Origin of the sequence: Streptomyces sp. NBC_00637 (genome assembly GCF_045161545.1) — a bacterium.
Classification (GTDB): Bacteria; Actinomycetota; Actinomycetes; order Streptomycetales; family Streptomycetaceae; genus Streptomyces.
Map to the genome: position 1 here is coordinate 143,149 of NZ_CP109047.1, position 13,534 is coordinate 156,682.

A 13,534-nucleotide genomic window follows, 5' to 3' on the forward strand; every position below is an offset into this window, starting at 1 on the left:
ACACACCCACCGCTACAACCAAGGAGTGGATCCGTCATGGGCGGAAACAGCTTCGTCGATTACGCGCTCGCCATCGTCGCGTCCCTCTTCGGCCTGGTGCTCGCCTTCCGAGGCTTCATGCACTGGATGAAGAAGGAATGGGGCGCCCTCGTCACCCACATCGCCGGCGCCGCCGTCGTCGCGGTGATGATCTTCACCCCCAACCAGGCCGTGACCATCCTCAAGTTCGTGGGCGCCAAGATCGCCACGATCTTCACGGGCTGAGGGGCGGCGATCATGGCGCGCTCCTCCTCCACCCTCACCCGCCACTGGGACCTCGAGACCCGCCAGCACGAACTGCTCGGTCTCGACCTCGGGGAAGGCATCCCCCGCACCACCCTCAAGATCGGCGCCCTCATCCTGCCCGTGTACTGGGGAGCCTGGTTCCTGCTGCTGGGCTTCCCCACCCCGCCCCTGGTGCCGTTCTTCGTCATCCCGCCCGTGGCCGTCACCTACATCGGGGCGAAACGGTCCGTCACCTACTGGCGGCGCACCAACCTCCTGCTGTGGGGGGTGTGGCTGAACTACCTCAACCTCGGGGTGCGGCCCGTCATCGGCCGCGGCCGCATCCCTTCCCCCCGTCTCGGCGTGCGGCTTCGCCTGCAGCGCGTGGCCGAACGTGCGCCGCAGCTTCGTGAACTGGCCGCCTTCGGGCCGCTGTTCACCCCCGACCCGGAGCAGGCAGACCTCGCCGAGTCCTGCGGGCGACCCGCCCACCTGCGCCCGCGGCTGCGCATGTACGGGCCCGACGCCGTCGGCAAGGCCCGCGCCAAGACCGCCAAGAAGGGCCGCCGTGCCGCAAGGAGGAACGCCAAGTGACCACAGAGACCCAGACCTCCATGCCGATCGAGGCCCTGCGCAACTCCGTACGCCTGCACGACCCGTACACCCTCACCGCCCTGGACCAGGCCGGCACGCCCCTGCTGGGACTTGCCGCCGGCGACCGGCCGGTGACCCTGCCGGACGGTGCCGACCACGTCCTGGTCGCCGCCGGGGCAGGCGGAGGCACCACCACGTTGCTGCGCAGCCTCACCGCGCAGGTGCTGTGCCTGGGCGCGCACGTCGACGTCATCGACCCCACTGGCAGTGCCCACCGATGGGCCCGCCACCTGCCGCGCGTCACCTACCACTCGCGTATCGCCGCCATCCACGACCACCTCCAACTCACCCTCGCCGCCCTGCAGGACGGCACCTCCGCCGTGGACGGCGGCTGGGCGGGCCGCCGGATCCTCGTCATCGAGAACACCCGCACCGTCACCTACGCGCTGCGCGAGTACTGGAGCCACAGCCGCCCCGACAGCCAGCTCGAAGAGGCACCCGGCGTCGAGGCCCTGGCGATGCTGCTGGCCGCCGGAGGGTCCTTCGGCATCCAGGTCTTCGCCGGGAACCCCCACGGCGACATCCCCGGCCTGGACGAGATCCGGGTGTCCGACGTCTTCCCCGTCCGCGTCCTGGCCTACGGCGGCGCCACCGTCTGGCAGCGCGTAGCCCCCGAGGTATGGCCGGTCCCGCCGGCCTCCATCACCCCTGGCCGGATGCACGTCGTCGCCAACCGCACGGTCACCGCCTTCCAGGCCCTGAACCTCACCGACGACGAGGCCCGCGGCTTCGCCCACGGCCTGACCCCCCGGGAGTCCGCATGAACGACCACCTGCGCGCCTGCCTCGACGCCGCCCTCGCCATCACCGGCCGCCACCGGCCCACCGAGCCCGGCCCCGAGGTGATGCTGCGCCGTGGCCCCGGCCAGCGCCCGACCCTGGCCACTGAACGCGGCAGAGTCCTGGTCGGCGTAGCAAGAGACGACGAGCCCGTCGTCCTGGACGAGAAGGCCGGCCACCTTCTGGCTCTTGCCGCGCCCGGCACCGGAGCAAGCTCGCTCCTGCGCACCGTCGGCGCGCAGTTCGCGGCCGCCGGATACCGCCTGGACGTCCTCGACGCCACCGGAGGCGAGCAGTCCTGGGCCCACGGCCTGGAGACGGTCACCTACCTCGATGCCCCCGATGCGATCCACCACCACCTCTTCGATCTGGCCGCGCAGGTCCGCGACGCCGTCGAGCGCCAGCAGCCCCTCGCACCGCGCGTGGTGCTGGTCGAGAGCTACCCCACCACCAACTCCCTGACCCAGCTGCGCCGCACGCCCGAGCCCGGCGGATACGCCGCCGACGCCCTCGCTCACGTCCTCGCCCACGCCCGTGTCGCCGGCATCCGGGTCCTCATGGCCTGCCGCCACATACCCCCGAACTTCGGCCACGTTGCCCGGGACCTGTTCACCACCCGGCTGCTGGCCAGTTCCGACCCGCGCTCCTGGTACCTGGCCGGTACCGCCGACCAGCCCGTTCCCGACCAGGGCGACCCCGCCCCCGGCAGTTGGCAGCTGATCACGCGCGCCGGGCCGAAGCCGGTGCGGGCCGCCTACCTCACCGACACCGACGCCGCCCGCCTTGCCCGCCATCCGCACACCGGCACCCACCCCGAGGAGAAGCAGCCGTGAGCTCCACCACCAAGGCCGCCAAGAAGTCCGTCTCCCGCGTCGGCCGTCTCCTCGGCGTCGGTGCCGAACGCCTGATGCGCGAACCCCAGCTCGTCGCCATCGCCGACGGTCTCGTCGTCACGGACGTCGGCGCCGAGGCCTGGTTCACCCTCAGCGCTTCCAACACCGACCTCATGCCCGAGGACCGCCAGGACTTCGAGCAGGACGCCGCCGCCCTCGCCCTCGCCAAGGTGCTGCCCGGCTACGACTGCCACCTCAAGATCATCTGGTCCCGGCTGGACGGCGAGGTCTACCGCGAGGAAGCACGGCGCATCTTCAGCGCCGGCGACGTCGAAGCCGTCGCCGAGATGTGGGCCAACCGCCTCGACTCTCTCGACCTGCCCCAGCGCCACCTGCTGCTGGGCGTACGGATCGCCGAGCGGGACTCCGCCGCCCGCGCCAGCGCCAAGAACACCGCCAGCGGCGCCCTCGGTATCGGCCACACCGGCCTGGACACCACCGAACTCGCCCATCTCGACGCGCTCACCCGCCAGTTGGAGCGCCGTCTGGAGGCCACCCCGTGGCGGGCGAGGATCGCGCCGGCCGAACTTCTGGCCTGGGCGGTCTCCCGCGAGAGCTTCCGCCCGCAGCCCGCCCCGCCCCACCTGCCCGTCGTCACCGGCGCCTCCCTGGTGCGCCTGACGCAGTCGAAGATGATCCCGCACAGCGACCACGTCCGCCTCCTCGACGCCCGCGGCGCCACCGCCGCCTGGGTGAGCATCCTCGCGATGCCGGCGTTCCCCGAGGAGATCGTCACCCCGGGCGAGCAGGAGTGGCTGCGCTGCCTCAGCGAAATCACCTACTCCCACCCCGAGTCCGGAGAGGACGCCCTGGTCTGCCCGGAGGCCTCCGTACGGTTCTCCGTCTGGCGCAAGGCCCAGGCCATCAAGTCCGTCGACAAGCAGCGCACCAGCGCCAAGGAACAGCGCAAGTCCGCAGCCGAAGGCTCCGCGGGCGAGACGTTCGCCGAGACGGAAGAGACCGAAGCCGTCATGGACGACCTGCGCCGGCAGATGTCCCGCGACGGCATGACCCTGCTGGAGGACCACCCGCGCCTGGTCGTCTCCTCGACCGAGTCGCTGGAGGACCTGCGCGCCCGCTGCGACGCGGTCATCGCCCACTACGCCGGCCTGTCCATCGACGTCGTCGTCGCCACCGAGGAACAGCGCGAGCTGTGGCTGGAGTCCCAGATCGGCGACATGCTCCGCGTCCTGGACCTGGGCCACATCCGCACCACCGACGCGCTCGCGGCGAGCATGTGGTGGGGCGGCTCAGAGGCCGGCGACGACGAGGGGCCCATCGCCGGCCTGCTCACCGGCACCACCCCCGGGGTGTGCCGCATCGACATCACCGCCGGCTCGGCCCGCGGCGACGCCACCACCACGGCGTACGTCGGCAGGTCGGGCCGCGGCAAGACCACCAGCATGATGCTGGCCACGCTGGTCGCCGCCCTGAAGGGCGCCTTCGCGTTGATGCTCGGATTCAAGGGTGACGAGGCGGGCATCGTCCGCGCCGGCAAGTACCTCGGCCTGGACTCCCATCACGTCACCTGCGGCGTCGAAACTCCCGGCGTGGCCGACGTCTTCCGGCTGCTGCCCAAGAACGACGCCGTCCTGCAGGTCGTGTCCCAGCTGCTGATCATCCTTCCGGAGCGGATGCGGGACGCCGGCATCGAGACGCACCTGCTGCGCGCGGCCAACGCCATCGCCGGCCACGAAGATCCCGCGACCTGGCGCGTCATCGACCTGCTGAAGAACGGACCCGACCCGCTGTCCGCCGAGGCCGGCCAGGCCCTCGCCGAACTCTCCCGCACCCAGCTCGGCGCGCCGCTGCTCGGCCAGCCGCGCGAGGGCGCCTCCCCGCTGCGCCCCGAACCCGGCCTCTGGCTGGTCCAGGTACCCGGCCTGACGATGCCGCAGGCCGGCACCACGCCGCGCGACATGACGATGACTGAACGGGTCTCCCTTGCCCTGATGCGGGGTCTGATCGCCTACGCGCTGAGCACCTCCGCCCGGCCCGACCTGCGCAACCTGCCCAAGGTCGTCGCGATCCCCGAGGTCCACGTCCTGACCGGCACGGATGACGGCCGCCGCTTCGTCGACTACATCGCCCGCACCGGCCGCGCCCTGGACACCTCCCTCGCCATCGACACCCAGGACCCCAAGTCCCTCCTCGGGCTCGACGGTGTCCTCGAGGCGATCACCACGGTGTGCGCGTTCGAGCAGTCCACCCGGGTCCAGCAGGACGCCATGGCCGAACTGCTGCGCCTGCCCGTCTCCGAGGCCACCCGCGCGCTCATCCACGGCGTCGGCAAGGACGCCCGGGGCTCCATCCGGCACGGCCACTGCATCATCCGCGACCGCCGCGACCGGGTCGCCACGATGCAGTGGGACGCCCCCTCGTACGAACTGCTGCGCGCGCTGTCGACCAACCCCAAGGACCAGGCGGAGGACTTCGGCACCGCCGAGGTCTCCGAGCCGGCCGACGCCGGGGCGGACGCGAACTCTGTCCACAACGAGGGCGAGGAAGGGTCGGAAGCCGCATGATTCCCGTCCGCAGCGGGTCGGCTGACGCCGACCGCTCCCCAAGGAGGCAGCCCGCCGTGACCACGCCACCGCGCGCGCCGTCCGCCCCCGCCAGCCCGTCCGACACCGCCGAGCCGCAGGAGATTCCGCGTCCCGGGCGGCTGTCCCGCGAACGCACGGGGGCCGCCCTGCGCACGCTGCGCCGCAACCTGCGCTACTTCAGGCTGCGGCTGACGTTCGCGCTACCGCGCCTGCGCACCCTGATGATCCCCGTGGTCGGCCTGCTGGCGACCCTGTTCGTCCTGGCCCCGGCCGCGGCCGCCGACGGCCCGGACGACTACAAGCCGGGCGGCATCGGCGACATGATGCCCAGCCCCTTCAGGCCCCCAGGCCAGGGCACCCTCTTCGAGACCTACGACCCGGACGTGTACACACTCGACAAGCAGCTCTCCGACGACCTCACCGGCGGCGACCTGATCGACGGCTGGATGCACGGCCTGGGCAACATGCTCCTGGGCCTGCTCACCCTCGTCGGCCGCGGCACCGTCGTGGTGGTCGGCTGGGTCTTCAACGTCACGTCGCTGCCCGAGATCGAAGAGCCGCTCGCACAGGCCATCGGCGCGGCCGCCGACCCCATGATGCAGATGTTCCTGCCCACCGCCGTCGCGGTGGGCGGCTTCCTCGCCTGGGCAAAGCGGAGCCAGACCTCCCCGCTCGGACAGCTCGCCTGGGTCGCCGCGTCCGCCGCGATCGCCACCACCTTCCTGCTCGCTCCGGCCACCTGGATCAAGGGCGTCGACAACGGCCGCCAGCTCGGCGCCGAGGTCGCCATGACGTCCATCAGCGGGGGCCTGGCCGGGGACACCAACTCGGCCATGCCCTTCAAGACACCAACGCCCGCCTGGTCGGACAACGAGAAGGACAACACCGTCCGCAAGGCCGGCGACGCCGTATGGCGCACCTACGTGGCCACCCCCTGGTGCATCGCGGACCTCGGCTCCATCAACGCCTGCAAGAAGTGGGGTGGCGAAGTCGTCAAACGCGGCACCGACATGGACAAGCGCGAGGACTTCCTCAAGAACACCCTCACCACCGACACCGTCGGCTCCGAAGCCGTCGAATGGCGCCAGGGCCACACCCCCGGCGGCCGCATCACCGTGATCATCGCGGCGATCATCTCGTGCGTCATCTTCGCCGCCCTCTGCCTCGGTCTCGCCTTCGCCACCCTCGGCAGCCTGCTGGGCGCGCTGATGCTCCTCGTCTGCGGTGTCGCTTTCGCCACCCTCTGGTGCATTCCAGGCAAACCACGCCAATGGGGCGTCCAGTGGTTCGAGACCCTGGTGGGTCTCGTCCTCGTGTCGTTCACGGGCACCATGTGCCTCGGCGCCGTCCTCATAGTCTCCACCGCGACCCAGGGCATGCTGCCCACCTACGGCTGGCTCATGGTCAGCGCCCTCAACTGTGTCTGCGCTGCGATGGGCATGCAGGTCAAGGGCCGCCTCGACGGCATCGTCTCAGCCGGCGGCGCGCAGATGACCGGCCGCGGCGCCCTCGCCGCGGTGAGTCGCTGGGGCCGCGCCCGCCGCCTGCGCCGGGCCGTGCGCGGCCTTCGCCGCCGCCGCGGAGGCGGCATGGGCGACATGGACCGCCACCCCGCCCCGGACGACGACAGCACCTCCGGCTCGGGCTCCGGCTCCGGATCGGGCGGCGGATCGGGGGGCGGCTCTGGCGGCGGATCGGGCTCCACCCGGCCCACGCGGACGCCTCCGTCGCGCACGTACCCGCCTCCGCCCAGTTACCCGCCGCCACCGGCTCACCCGCCCACAGCGGGCACACCGAGCACGCCTGGCGGACCCACCGGCCCGGCCGGCACCGGACCCTCCGGCCGTCGCTCCCGCACAGGCACCGGACCTGGCAGCCGCGGCCCCGGACGCACCGGCGGGCCCGGGGGAGCCGGAACCACCACGACCGCAGGCGGCTACACCGTCCGACCCGGCTCGATGCGCCGCCCCGGCCCCCCGCCCCCGCGACCCCCGCGACCGGGTGGCAGCGGCCCGGTCATCACCGGCACGGTCATCAACCGCCCCACCGGCTCGACCGGGTCGCCGAGCCCGGCCGCCGGCCGACGGCCCTACACGCCGCCCGCGCCCGGCCCGTCGCGGTCCGGCGGTCTGACCCCGGCACGCCCCGGAGGCCTGCCCCGGGCCGGCGGAACCCGTCGCGGCCCGTCGCTGCCCGGCCGCTCTTCCTGAGCTGGCCACACCCCTGCCCGCACACGAGACCCCAGGCGGTCCGGCCTTGGAGCCGGACCGCCCTCGGGGCCATCTCGCCCTGCCCGCCAGACCGCCTGCCCGTTGACCCACCCCTACGGAGCACCCCGTGACCGACAGCAACGACACCCCGCGCTCCGAGCCCCGCCGCCCCAGGCCCACCGGCCGCGCGAAGGTGCCGCAGACCGCCACCGAGTGGCGCGAGGCGCTGCGTAAGGAGGAACTCCCTCCGGAACTGGCCGAACTGCCCTACCTGCGGCGCCGCAGGGCCAAGAAGCACTGGCGCTCCGCGATCCGCGACGAGCGCTCGGAGTGGATACGCCAGCAGCGGCGCAACACCCCCACGCCCCTCGTCGTGCCGGTCCTCGCGCTGCTGGTGGCCGCCGCCGTCCTCGTCGGCTCCTGGCTGTGGCCCGACCACGATGACAACAGCGACAACGTCCAGTCCAAGCCCACCCCCACGGCCCAGGCGCCGCAGCCCGACGACACCGAGCCTGCACCCTCGCCCACCGCCAGCGCCCCCGAGATCGCCAACACTCCGGACGCAATCGCCCGGGCCTTCACCCTCGCCTACACCCTGCGCCGCCCGGTCCAGGACGCCGACCACACGGCGGCCGTGGAACGAGCCGCCCCCTACGCGTCGACACCCCTGATTGAGAACCTCAAGCGGCACGACGACCGCGACTTCAACGAACTCGTGGCCTCACAGGCCACCGAGGCCAAGCCCACCAAGGTCGTCATCGGGCAGCCCAGCGACGCCCAGCGGCCGGCCGTCGACACCTCTATCCGCGTCTACCGGCAGGCAGACGTCACTCTCTCCGTCACCGGTACCGACCCCTACACCTACACCCGTCACCTGACCCTCGAGATCGCGCGCGCCGACGCCGCCAGCGACTGGATGGTCACGCGCGTCCTGGGCCTCGAGGAGTAGCGGTGGACCAGGAACAGCTCATCCGCGCCGCCGTTCAGTCCGGGGCCCTCAAGAAGGGCGTCAAGGTCAAGGCCGGCATCATCGCCCTGGTCCTCCTCATCGTCGGCCTGATCCTGCTGGGCGGCTTCCCCGCGGGGCAGGCCTCCGCCGCCACGTGCGAGGACACCGGCCCCGGTACCGCCGACGCCTCCGCCGAATCCGACACTGGCGGCGGCGACGCCACCGGCTCCCTGCAGGAGCAGCGGCTGACGTACGCCAAGACCATTGACTCGGTCGCCAAGAAGCACAAGCTGCCCGGCCGCGCCACCCTCATCGCGCTGATGACGGCGATGCAGGAGAGCAGCATGCAGAATCTCGCCCACGGCATGGGCGACTCGGTCGGCCTCTTCCAGCAGAGGCCCTCCATGGGCTGGGGCACCAACTCCCAGATCAGGACGCCGTCCTACGCCACCGAATCGTTCTTCCTGGGCCGCGGCACCAACCCCGGCCTCGTCGACTTCAAGAACTGGCAGAAGCTGCCCCTCGGCGACGCCGCCCAAAAGGTCCAGAAGTCCGGCCACCCCACTTTGTATGCCGGCCATGAGACGGCGATGCGCAAGCTCGCCAGGGAAGCCGGCATCGATGTCGACCGCGGCGGCTCCACCACCGGCGACAAACCCGGCACCACCACCGGGGGAGCGGGCACCAACGACCCCGTCACCAGCGAGAACACGTGCGGCGTCACCACCACTCCCGGCGCCACCACAGGCAGGGGCGGAACCTTCAGCGACGGCAAACAGACCTGGAACCTGAGCAACCCGCGCACCGTGAACGAAGCCATTGCCTGGGCCAAGTCCCACTCCGGCGCCGGGTCCACTTCCAACTGGTACCAGCGCTGCCTGGCCTTCACGGCCATCGTCTACGGCTGGTCGTTCTCGGGCGTCGACTACGCGATTGACCACTTTTCCGTGGTCCCCAAATCCATGCAGCACCGCGGCGACCGCCACCCACCGCCCGGCGCCCTCATGTACTGGGACACCGGTCACCGCGCCGGCCACATCGCCGTGTATCTCGGCGACGGCAAGGTCGCCTCGAACGACATCCTGCGCCCCGGCTACATCGATGTCGTCGACGCCGGCCTCTTCGAAACCAAGTGGGGCGCCAAGTACGTGGGGTGGACGCCTCCCTACTTCCCCAAGGCCGGATAGCCCGCATGCGACAAGGACTCGCAACCGGCACAAAAGAGAGCTAGTTGGCACCAAGGTCGCCGGGCCTCGCGATCCCTCATGGTCAGGATGCCGGGCACCGCACGGGCGGGCAACCACCTGTACGAAAGTGCCAACAATCCTTCGGATTCGACCGGCGGCCAGAGGAATCGCCTCTGGCATAAGTCCTGTTCAGAGCCTCGAAGTGGTGCCAACTCCGAGTCCTCGTCATACCGCAGTCGCGCGCCTGCTCCGGCGGGCGCGCCCTCGACCCCGTGCCGATGCCGACGCACCGCCGGACGTACCACGCAGAGGACGACCCCCGCCATGACCACCGCACCCGTCCTGCCCCGCCAACAGGACGTCCGCACCGCCCGCTACCGCGACATTCTGACAACCCGCTACGTACCCCGACTGCTGTCCGGCGCCGTGATCGGCCACCTCCCTGTCGCCATGGCCCCAGTGGCTCTCCTGCTGGCCGCCCGCGCCGACGGTGCCACACTCCAGACGTCCGGGCTCCTCGCCGCCGTGTTCGGGCTCACCGCCGCCCTCGGCCAGCCGGCATGGGGACGGCTGCTCGACCGGCGCGGCCACCTGAAGGCCGTCGGCGCACCCGCGCTCCTGTCCGGCGCCGCATTCACCCTCCTGGCCTTCGTACGGCCCGCGGACCATCCGGTCCTGGCGGCTGTCCTGACCGCGGCCGCCGGACTAAGTACGCCCCCCACCGAAGCCGCTCTCAGAGTTGTCTGGCCGGCCATCCTGCGCCATGAGGCGGAGCGCCGCGCCGCACTTGCCCTCGACGCCTGCGCCCAGGAAGTCGTCTTCATCGTCGGTCCGTTGCTGGTTCTTGCCCTCCAGCCCGCAGGGCCCGTCCTGCTACTTTCCACCACCGCGGCCGCCGGCCTCGCCGGCACCGCCCTGCTGCTGTCCGCCTCGCCAGCCCGGACCTGGCAGGCCACCGTCGCCCACAGCACCGACTGGCTCGGCCCGTTGCGGGCACGGGGACTGCAAGCGCTGGCCGCAGTCCTCTTCGGCGTCGGTATCACCCTCGGATCCCTGAACGTCTACGCCGTCGCCGCGGCCGAGAGCCACGCCGCGCCCCACGCGGCCACGCTGATCCCTGCGGCGCTCGCCGTCGGCAGCCTGCTCGGCGGTCTGTGCTACGGCAGCCGCCGCTGGCCCGGCGCACCGGTCACCCAACTCGGCATTCTCGGCGCAGGATTCCTCACAGCCGCCCTGCCGCTGCTCACCGATCCCGCTCCTGGGGTGGCGATCGCAGCTGCTCTGCTCCCCGGTGTCTTCCTCGCCCCCCTTCTCGTAGTCAGCTTCCACACGTTGGATGTGCTGGTGACGGAGGGAACGCTCGCTGAGGCATCGGCATGGCTGGTCGCCTGCCTCGGGTTGGGCCAAGCCGCCGGTACGGCCTTGTCCGGACTCGTCTCCCACCAGGCTCCCGAAGCCGCTGCCGCTGTCGGTGTGGCAGGCGCCGCTGCCAGTTGCGTGCTCCTGGTGCTCACCCGCCGCAGTTTCCTCCCCACTGGCGCAAACTGGTAGCCGACACACGAAAGCAAGCCCGCCGTTGCGTGCTCCCGCACATGCAGCCCTCGGCGCGAGGAGCGTCCGACACGTCCCAGAAGTGCTTCTCAACTGGCTGCGCAGACCGCGGGTTCAGCGCTAGCGTGGCCCACGGCCGGTGCGCTCCCCCCGTGGCGCGCCGGCCTTCAGCTGCCCTGCTCGACCTCGGACACAGGCCCAGGGTGAGATCCCCTTTGCCTCAGCGCTTCCCCCTGGGCGGCCGGCCGTGGTGAATCAGGCTGTCAGCGCTGGGACAGAACGAGGGGCTCCTCCACGTCACACACAGTGCAACCGCTGCTCAACGTGCACGTACGCAGCGGCATCCCGATATTCGGGATGCCGCCGCGTGCTCCGTTCTGGCGCTGGGTGGGCGGAGGCCAGGGAGTTAAAGCGCGGATGCCCAGGTACTCAGAGGCCGGCAGGCGCGCTGGGGGTCAGAAGTTCCCCGACCAGATCCAGCCCTTCATGCCGCTCGTGGAGCCGCTGAGGACCTCGCCGTAGTACCAGCGGTTTCCCGCCTTCGACTTCGCGCTGCAGGTGATGTAGAACTCGCCCGCGCTGTCGAGGTATCCCTTCTTCGAGTAGCTCGATCCGGGGCCCGAGCGAATGGTCGGCCACTCCAGGTTGGGGCCCCACACACTGTGGTTGGCGTCGTTGCGGGTACAGGCCGAGGAGCCGACTGCGGAGGCCGGCGCGGCCACCGCGGCGACTCCGCCCAGCAGCAGCGCCGTTGCCGCTGCCGCGGTTGCAGTCCGGCGAATGAGAGGTCGCATCAGGTTCCCTTCGGTGAGCGTGCGTCGGACGGCCGACGGAACGTGAGCTGCCCCTGGGGGAGGAAGTGCGTCGACCGCGAAGATCGTGCGGTGACGTGCCTGTGGATAGCGGCTTGGTTCGCACGGGGAGTCGCTGGCGCGTCCCGTCAGGCTGCCGCTGCCGTTGAGGGCATGCCGCGGCATGTAATCGGCCTCGGCTGCGAGCCGGCGCGCTCTCCAGGTTTCCCTCTCGCACGCGTCGCGGCGGCAGGTGGCGGGATGGAGCAGCGGCCGGGAGGCGCCGGACTTTATCCACAGGTCGTGGCGCCCAAGATCAGGCCCATCAGCAGGTACTCCACCACAGCGCTTCCTGCGCTGATCGGTGACCCTGCCGTGCCACCAGTGGAGGCTGATCTTTCTCATGCGCAATACCCGTACACGCGTGCTGCGTAGCGTCGTCGCCACGGCCGCGATCGTCGCGGCCTCAGCGGCGTTCGCCGCGCCGGCTGCCTCGGCCGCGGAGGGCACCGTGGGCGCGACGGCGTCGGCCACGGTGTCCGACGACCCCCTGCTGGACGTCCAGCTGGACGTGTCGGCGGGCGCGACGACCTCGCCCGACGACGGGGAACCGGGGACCGATCCGACAGACCCGCCGACCACGGACCCGACGGATCCGCCCACCACCGATCCGACCGAGCCGGGGACGGACCCGACGGACCCGCCCACGACGGACCCCACGGACCCGCCCACGACGGACCCCACGGACCCGCCCACGACGGACCCCACGGACCCGCCCACGACGGACCCGACCGACCCGCCCACGACGGACCCCACGGACCCGCCCACGACGGACCCCACGGACCCGCCCACGACGGACCCCACGGACCCGCCGACCACGGACCCCACGGACCCGCCCACGACGGACCCGACCGACCCGGGAACGGATCCGTCCACTGAACCCTCCGCCGATCCGACCACCGGCACGGGGAGCGGAGACTCGAACTCCGGCACCGGCGCGGGGTCCGGCTCAGGAAACTCGGACGCCCAGGGCGGTGCCACCGAGGAAATCAACGCGAGCGACACCATCACCCCGGCCGGCAGCCTCGCGCACACCGGCTCCGACGGTGACGAACTGATGACGCTGACGGCCGCTGGGCTTCTCGCTGTCGGAATGGCGTCCGTGGGTGCGGCCGGCTACGGCCGGCGGCGTGCCAACCGCCAGTCCGCCGACAACTCCTGACCCCTGAACTCGCACCGGTGGCACCGGGGACACCGCTCGTGTCCTGGTGCCGCCGAGTACCCGCCTGCCTCGCAGGCCGGAAGGAGCTCACTGATGATCGACATACGCCGGGCCGCCGCGGTGGCCTTGTCCACGTCCCTGCTCGTCGGCGGCGCCGCGGCGCTCGCCCCGGCCGCCTCGGCGGCCACCGCCTCCTCGTGCACGTACAACGTCGCCGATCACAACGCCTCCGTCGACGGCAATGGCGTGAACTACCGCACGGGGCCCGCGGTCTCGACCGCAAGCAAGGGCTTCCTCTACACGAACGACAAGCTGCGCATCTACTGCGGCAAGGGCAACTGGTACTACAGCAAGCTCCTCAAGCGCAGCAAGAGCGGCTTGAAGGCCGGAACGCACGGCTGGATCCGCAAGGACATGTTGCTCGAACTCGCCGGCTGACGCCGCCGGCACCCGGCCTTCTGCGAGATCCCAGAACCCGTTCACTCTCC

12 protein-coding genes are annotated in these 13,534 nt (G+C 71.5%); 11 read left to right on the top strand and 1 reads right to left on the bottom strand.

All coding sequences use genetic code 11. The annotated features are described in order from the left end of the window. Window positions 1–36: 36 nt before the first annotated feature. From OG440_RS38595 to OG440_RS38635, 9 genes are all read left to right on the top strand, one after another. The gene (locus OG440_RS38595) at window positions 37–264 is read left to right on the top strand and encodes a hypothetical protein (protein WP_331752853.1); all 228 of its coding nucleotides are present in this window, start codon (window positions 37–39) and stop codon (window positions 262–264) included. A gap of 12 nt (window positions 265–276) precedes the next feature. Continuing rightward, window positions 277–858, top strand: coding sequence for a hypothetical protein (locus OG440_RS38600; protein ID WP_331752855.1), 582 nt, complete (start codon window positions 277–279; stop codon window positions 856–858). Next, window positions 855–1,682: a cell division protein FtsK gene (locus OG440_RS38605; RefSeq protein WP_331752857.1), complete on the top strand. Its 828-nt coding sequence runs from the start codon at window positions 855–857 to the stop codon at window positions 1,680–1,682. The genes OG440_RS38600 and OG440_RS38605 overlap by 4 nt, the downstream gene beginning before the upstream one ends. Further along, window positions 1,679–2,530 (top strand): hypothetical protein, encoded by an 852-nt coding sequence (locus tag OG440_RS38610; RefSeq protein ID WP_331752859.1) that lies wholly within the window; start codon window positions 1,679–1,681, stop codon window positions 2,528–2,530. The genes OG440_RS38605 and OG440_RS38610 overlap by 4 nt, the downstream gene beginning before the upstream one ends. Beyond that, complete coding sequence (locus OG440_RS38615; RefSeq protein ID WP_331752861.1) at window positions 2,527–5,115, top strand: ATP-binding protein; 2,589 nt, start codon at window positions 2,527–2,529, stop codon at window positions 5,113–5,115. Before OG440_RS38610 ends, OG440_RS38615 begins: the two co-directional genes overlap by 4 nt. 56 nt (window positions 5,116–5,171) lie before the next feature. After that, a complete protein-coding gene (locus OG440_RS38620; protein WP_331752863.1) occupies window positions 5,172–7,346 on the top strand; it encodes a hypothetical protein in 2,175 nt (724 codons plus the stop codon). Between the two features lie 127 nt (window positions 7,347–7,473). After that, on the top strand, window positions 7,474–8,295 hold the full coding sequence (locus tag OG440_RS38625; RefSeq protein WP_331752865.1) for a hypothetical protein: 822 nt from the start codon (window positions 7,474–7,476) through the stop codon (window positions 8,293–8,295). Window positions 8,296–8,297: 2 nt separating this feature from the next. Then, a complete protein-coding gene (locus OG440_RS38630; RefSeq protein WP_331752867.1) occupies window positions 8,298–9,482 on the top strand; it encodes a peptidase M23 in 1,185 nt (394 codons plus the stop codon). A gap of 324 nt (window positions 9,483–9,806) precedes the next feature. Further along, window positions 9,807–11,033 carry an MFS transporter gene (locus tag OG440_RS38635; RefSeq protein WP_331752869.1) on the top strand — a complete coding sequence of 409 codons (1,227 nt, stop codon included), beginning with the start codon at window positions 9,807–9,809 and terminating at the stop codon, window positions 11,031–11,033. A 455-nt stretch (window positions 11,034–11,488) separates the two neighbouring features. Here OG440_RS38635 and OG440_RS38640 read toward each other — a convergent pair whose 3' ends face one another. After that, window positions 11,489–11,827 carry a hypothetical protein gene (locus OG440_RS38640; protein ID WP_406011599.1) on the bottom strand — a complete coding sequence of 113 codons (339 nt, stop codon included), beginning with the start codon at window positions 11,825–11,827 and terminating at the stop codon, window positions 11,489–11,491. Window positions 11,828–12,227: 400 nt separating this feature from the next. Here OG440_RS38640 and OG440_RS38645 point away from each other — a divergent pair, with 400 nt between their 5' ends. Both OG440_RS38645 and OG440_RS38650 read left to right on the top strand, forming a co-directional pair. Further along, window positions 12,228–13,046 carry a hypothetical protein gene (locus OG440_RS38645; RefSeq protein WP_331752873.1) on the top strand — a complete coding sequence of 273 codons (819 nt, stop codon included), beginning with the start codon at window positions 12,228–12,230 and terminating at the stop codon, window positions 13,044–13,046. A 93-nt stretch (window positions 13,047–13,139) separates the two neighbouring features. Continuing rightward, window positions 13,140–13,484, top strand: a complete 345-nt coding sequence (locus OG440_RS38650) for a hypothetical protein (protein WP_331752875.1) — start codon at window positions 13,140–13,142, stop codon at window positions 13,482–13,484. The last annotated feature ends 50 nt before the right edge of the window (window positions 13,485–13,534 follow it).

Excerpts from the sequence above, each read along its gene's own strand:
- OG440_RS38635 (WP_331752869.1), top strand. The coding sequence starts at position 9,807 with ATGACCACCGCACCCGTCCTGCCCCGCCAACAGGACGTCCGCACCGCC.
- OG440_RS38645 (WP_331752873.1), top strand. The coding sequence starts at position 12,228 with ATGCGCAATACCCGTACACGCGTGCTGCGTAGCGTCGTCGCCACGGCC.
- OG440_RS38610 (WP_331752859.1), top strand. The coding sequence starts at position 1,679 with ATGAACGACCACCTGCGCGCCTGCCTCGACGCCGCCCTCGCCATCACC.
- OG440_RS38640 (WP_406011599.1), bottom strand. The coding sequence starts at position 11,827 with ATGCGACCTCTCATTCGCCGGACTGCAACCGCGGCAGCGGCAACGGCG.
- OG440_RS38600 (WP_331752855.1), top strand. The coding sequence starts at position 277 with ATGGCGCGCTCCTCCTCCACCCTCACCCGCCACTGGGACCTCGAGACC.
- OG440_RS38650 (WP_331752875.1), top strand. The coding sequence starts at position 13,140 with ATGATCGACATACGCCGGGCCGCCGCGGTGGCCTTGTCCACGTCCCTG.
- OG440_RS38595 (WP_331752853.1), top strand. The coding sequence starts at position 37 with ATGGGCGGAAACAGCTTCGTCGATTACGCGCTCGCCATCGTCGCGTCC.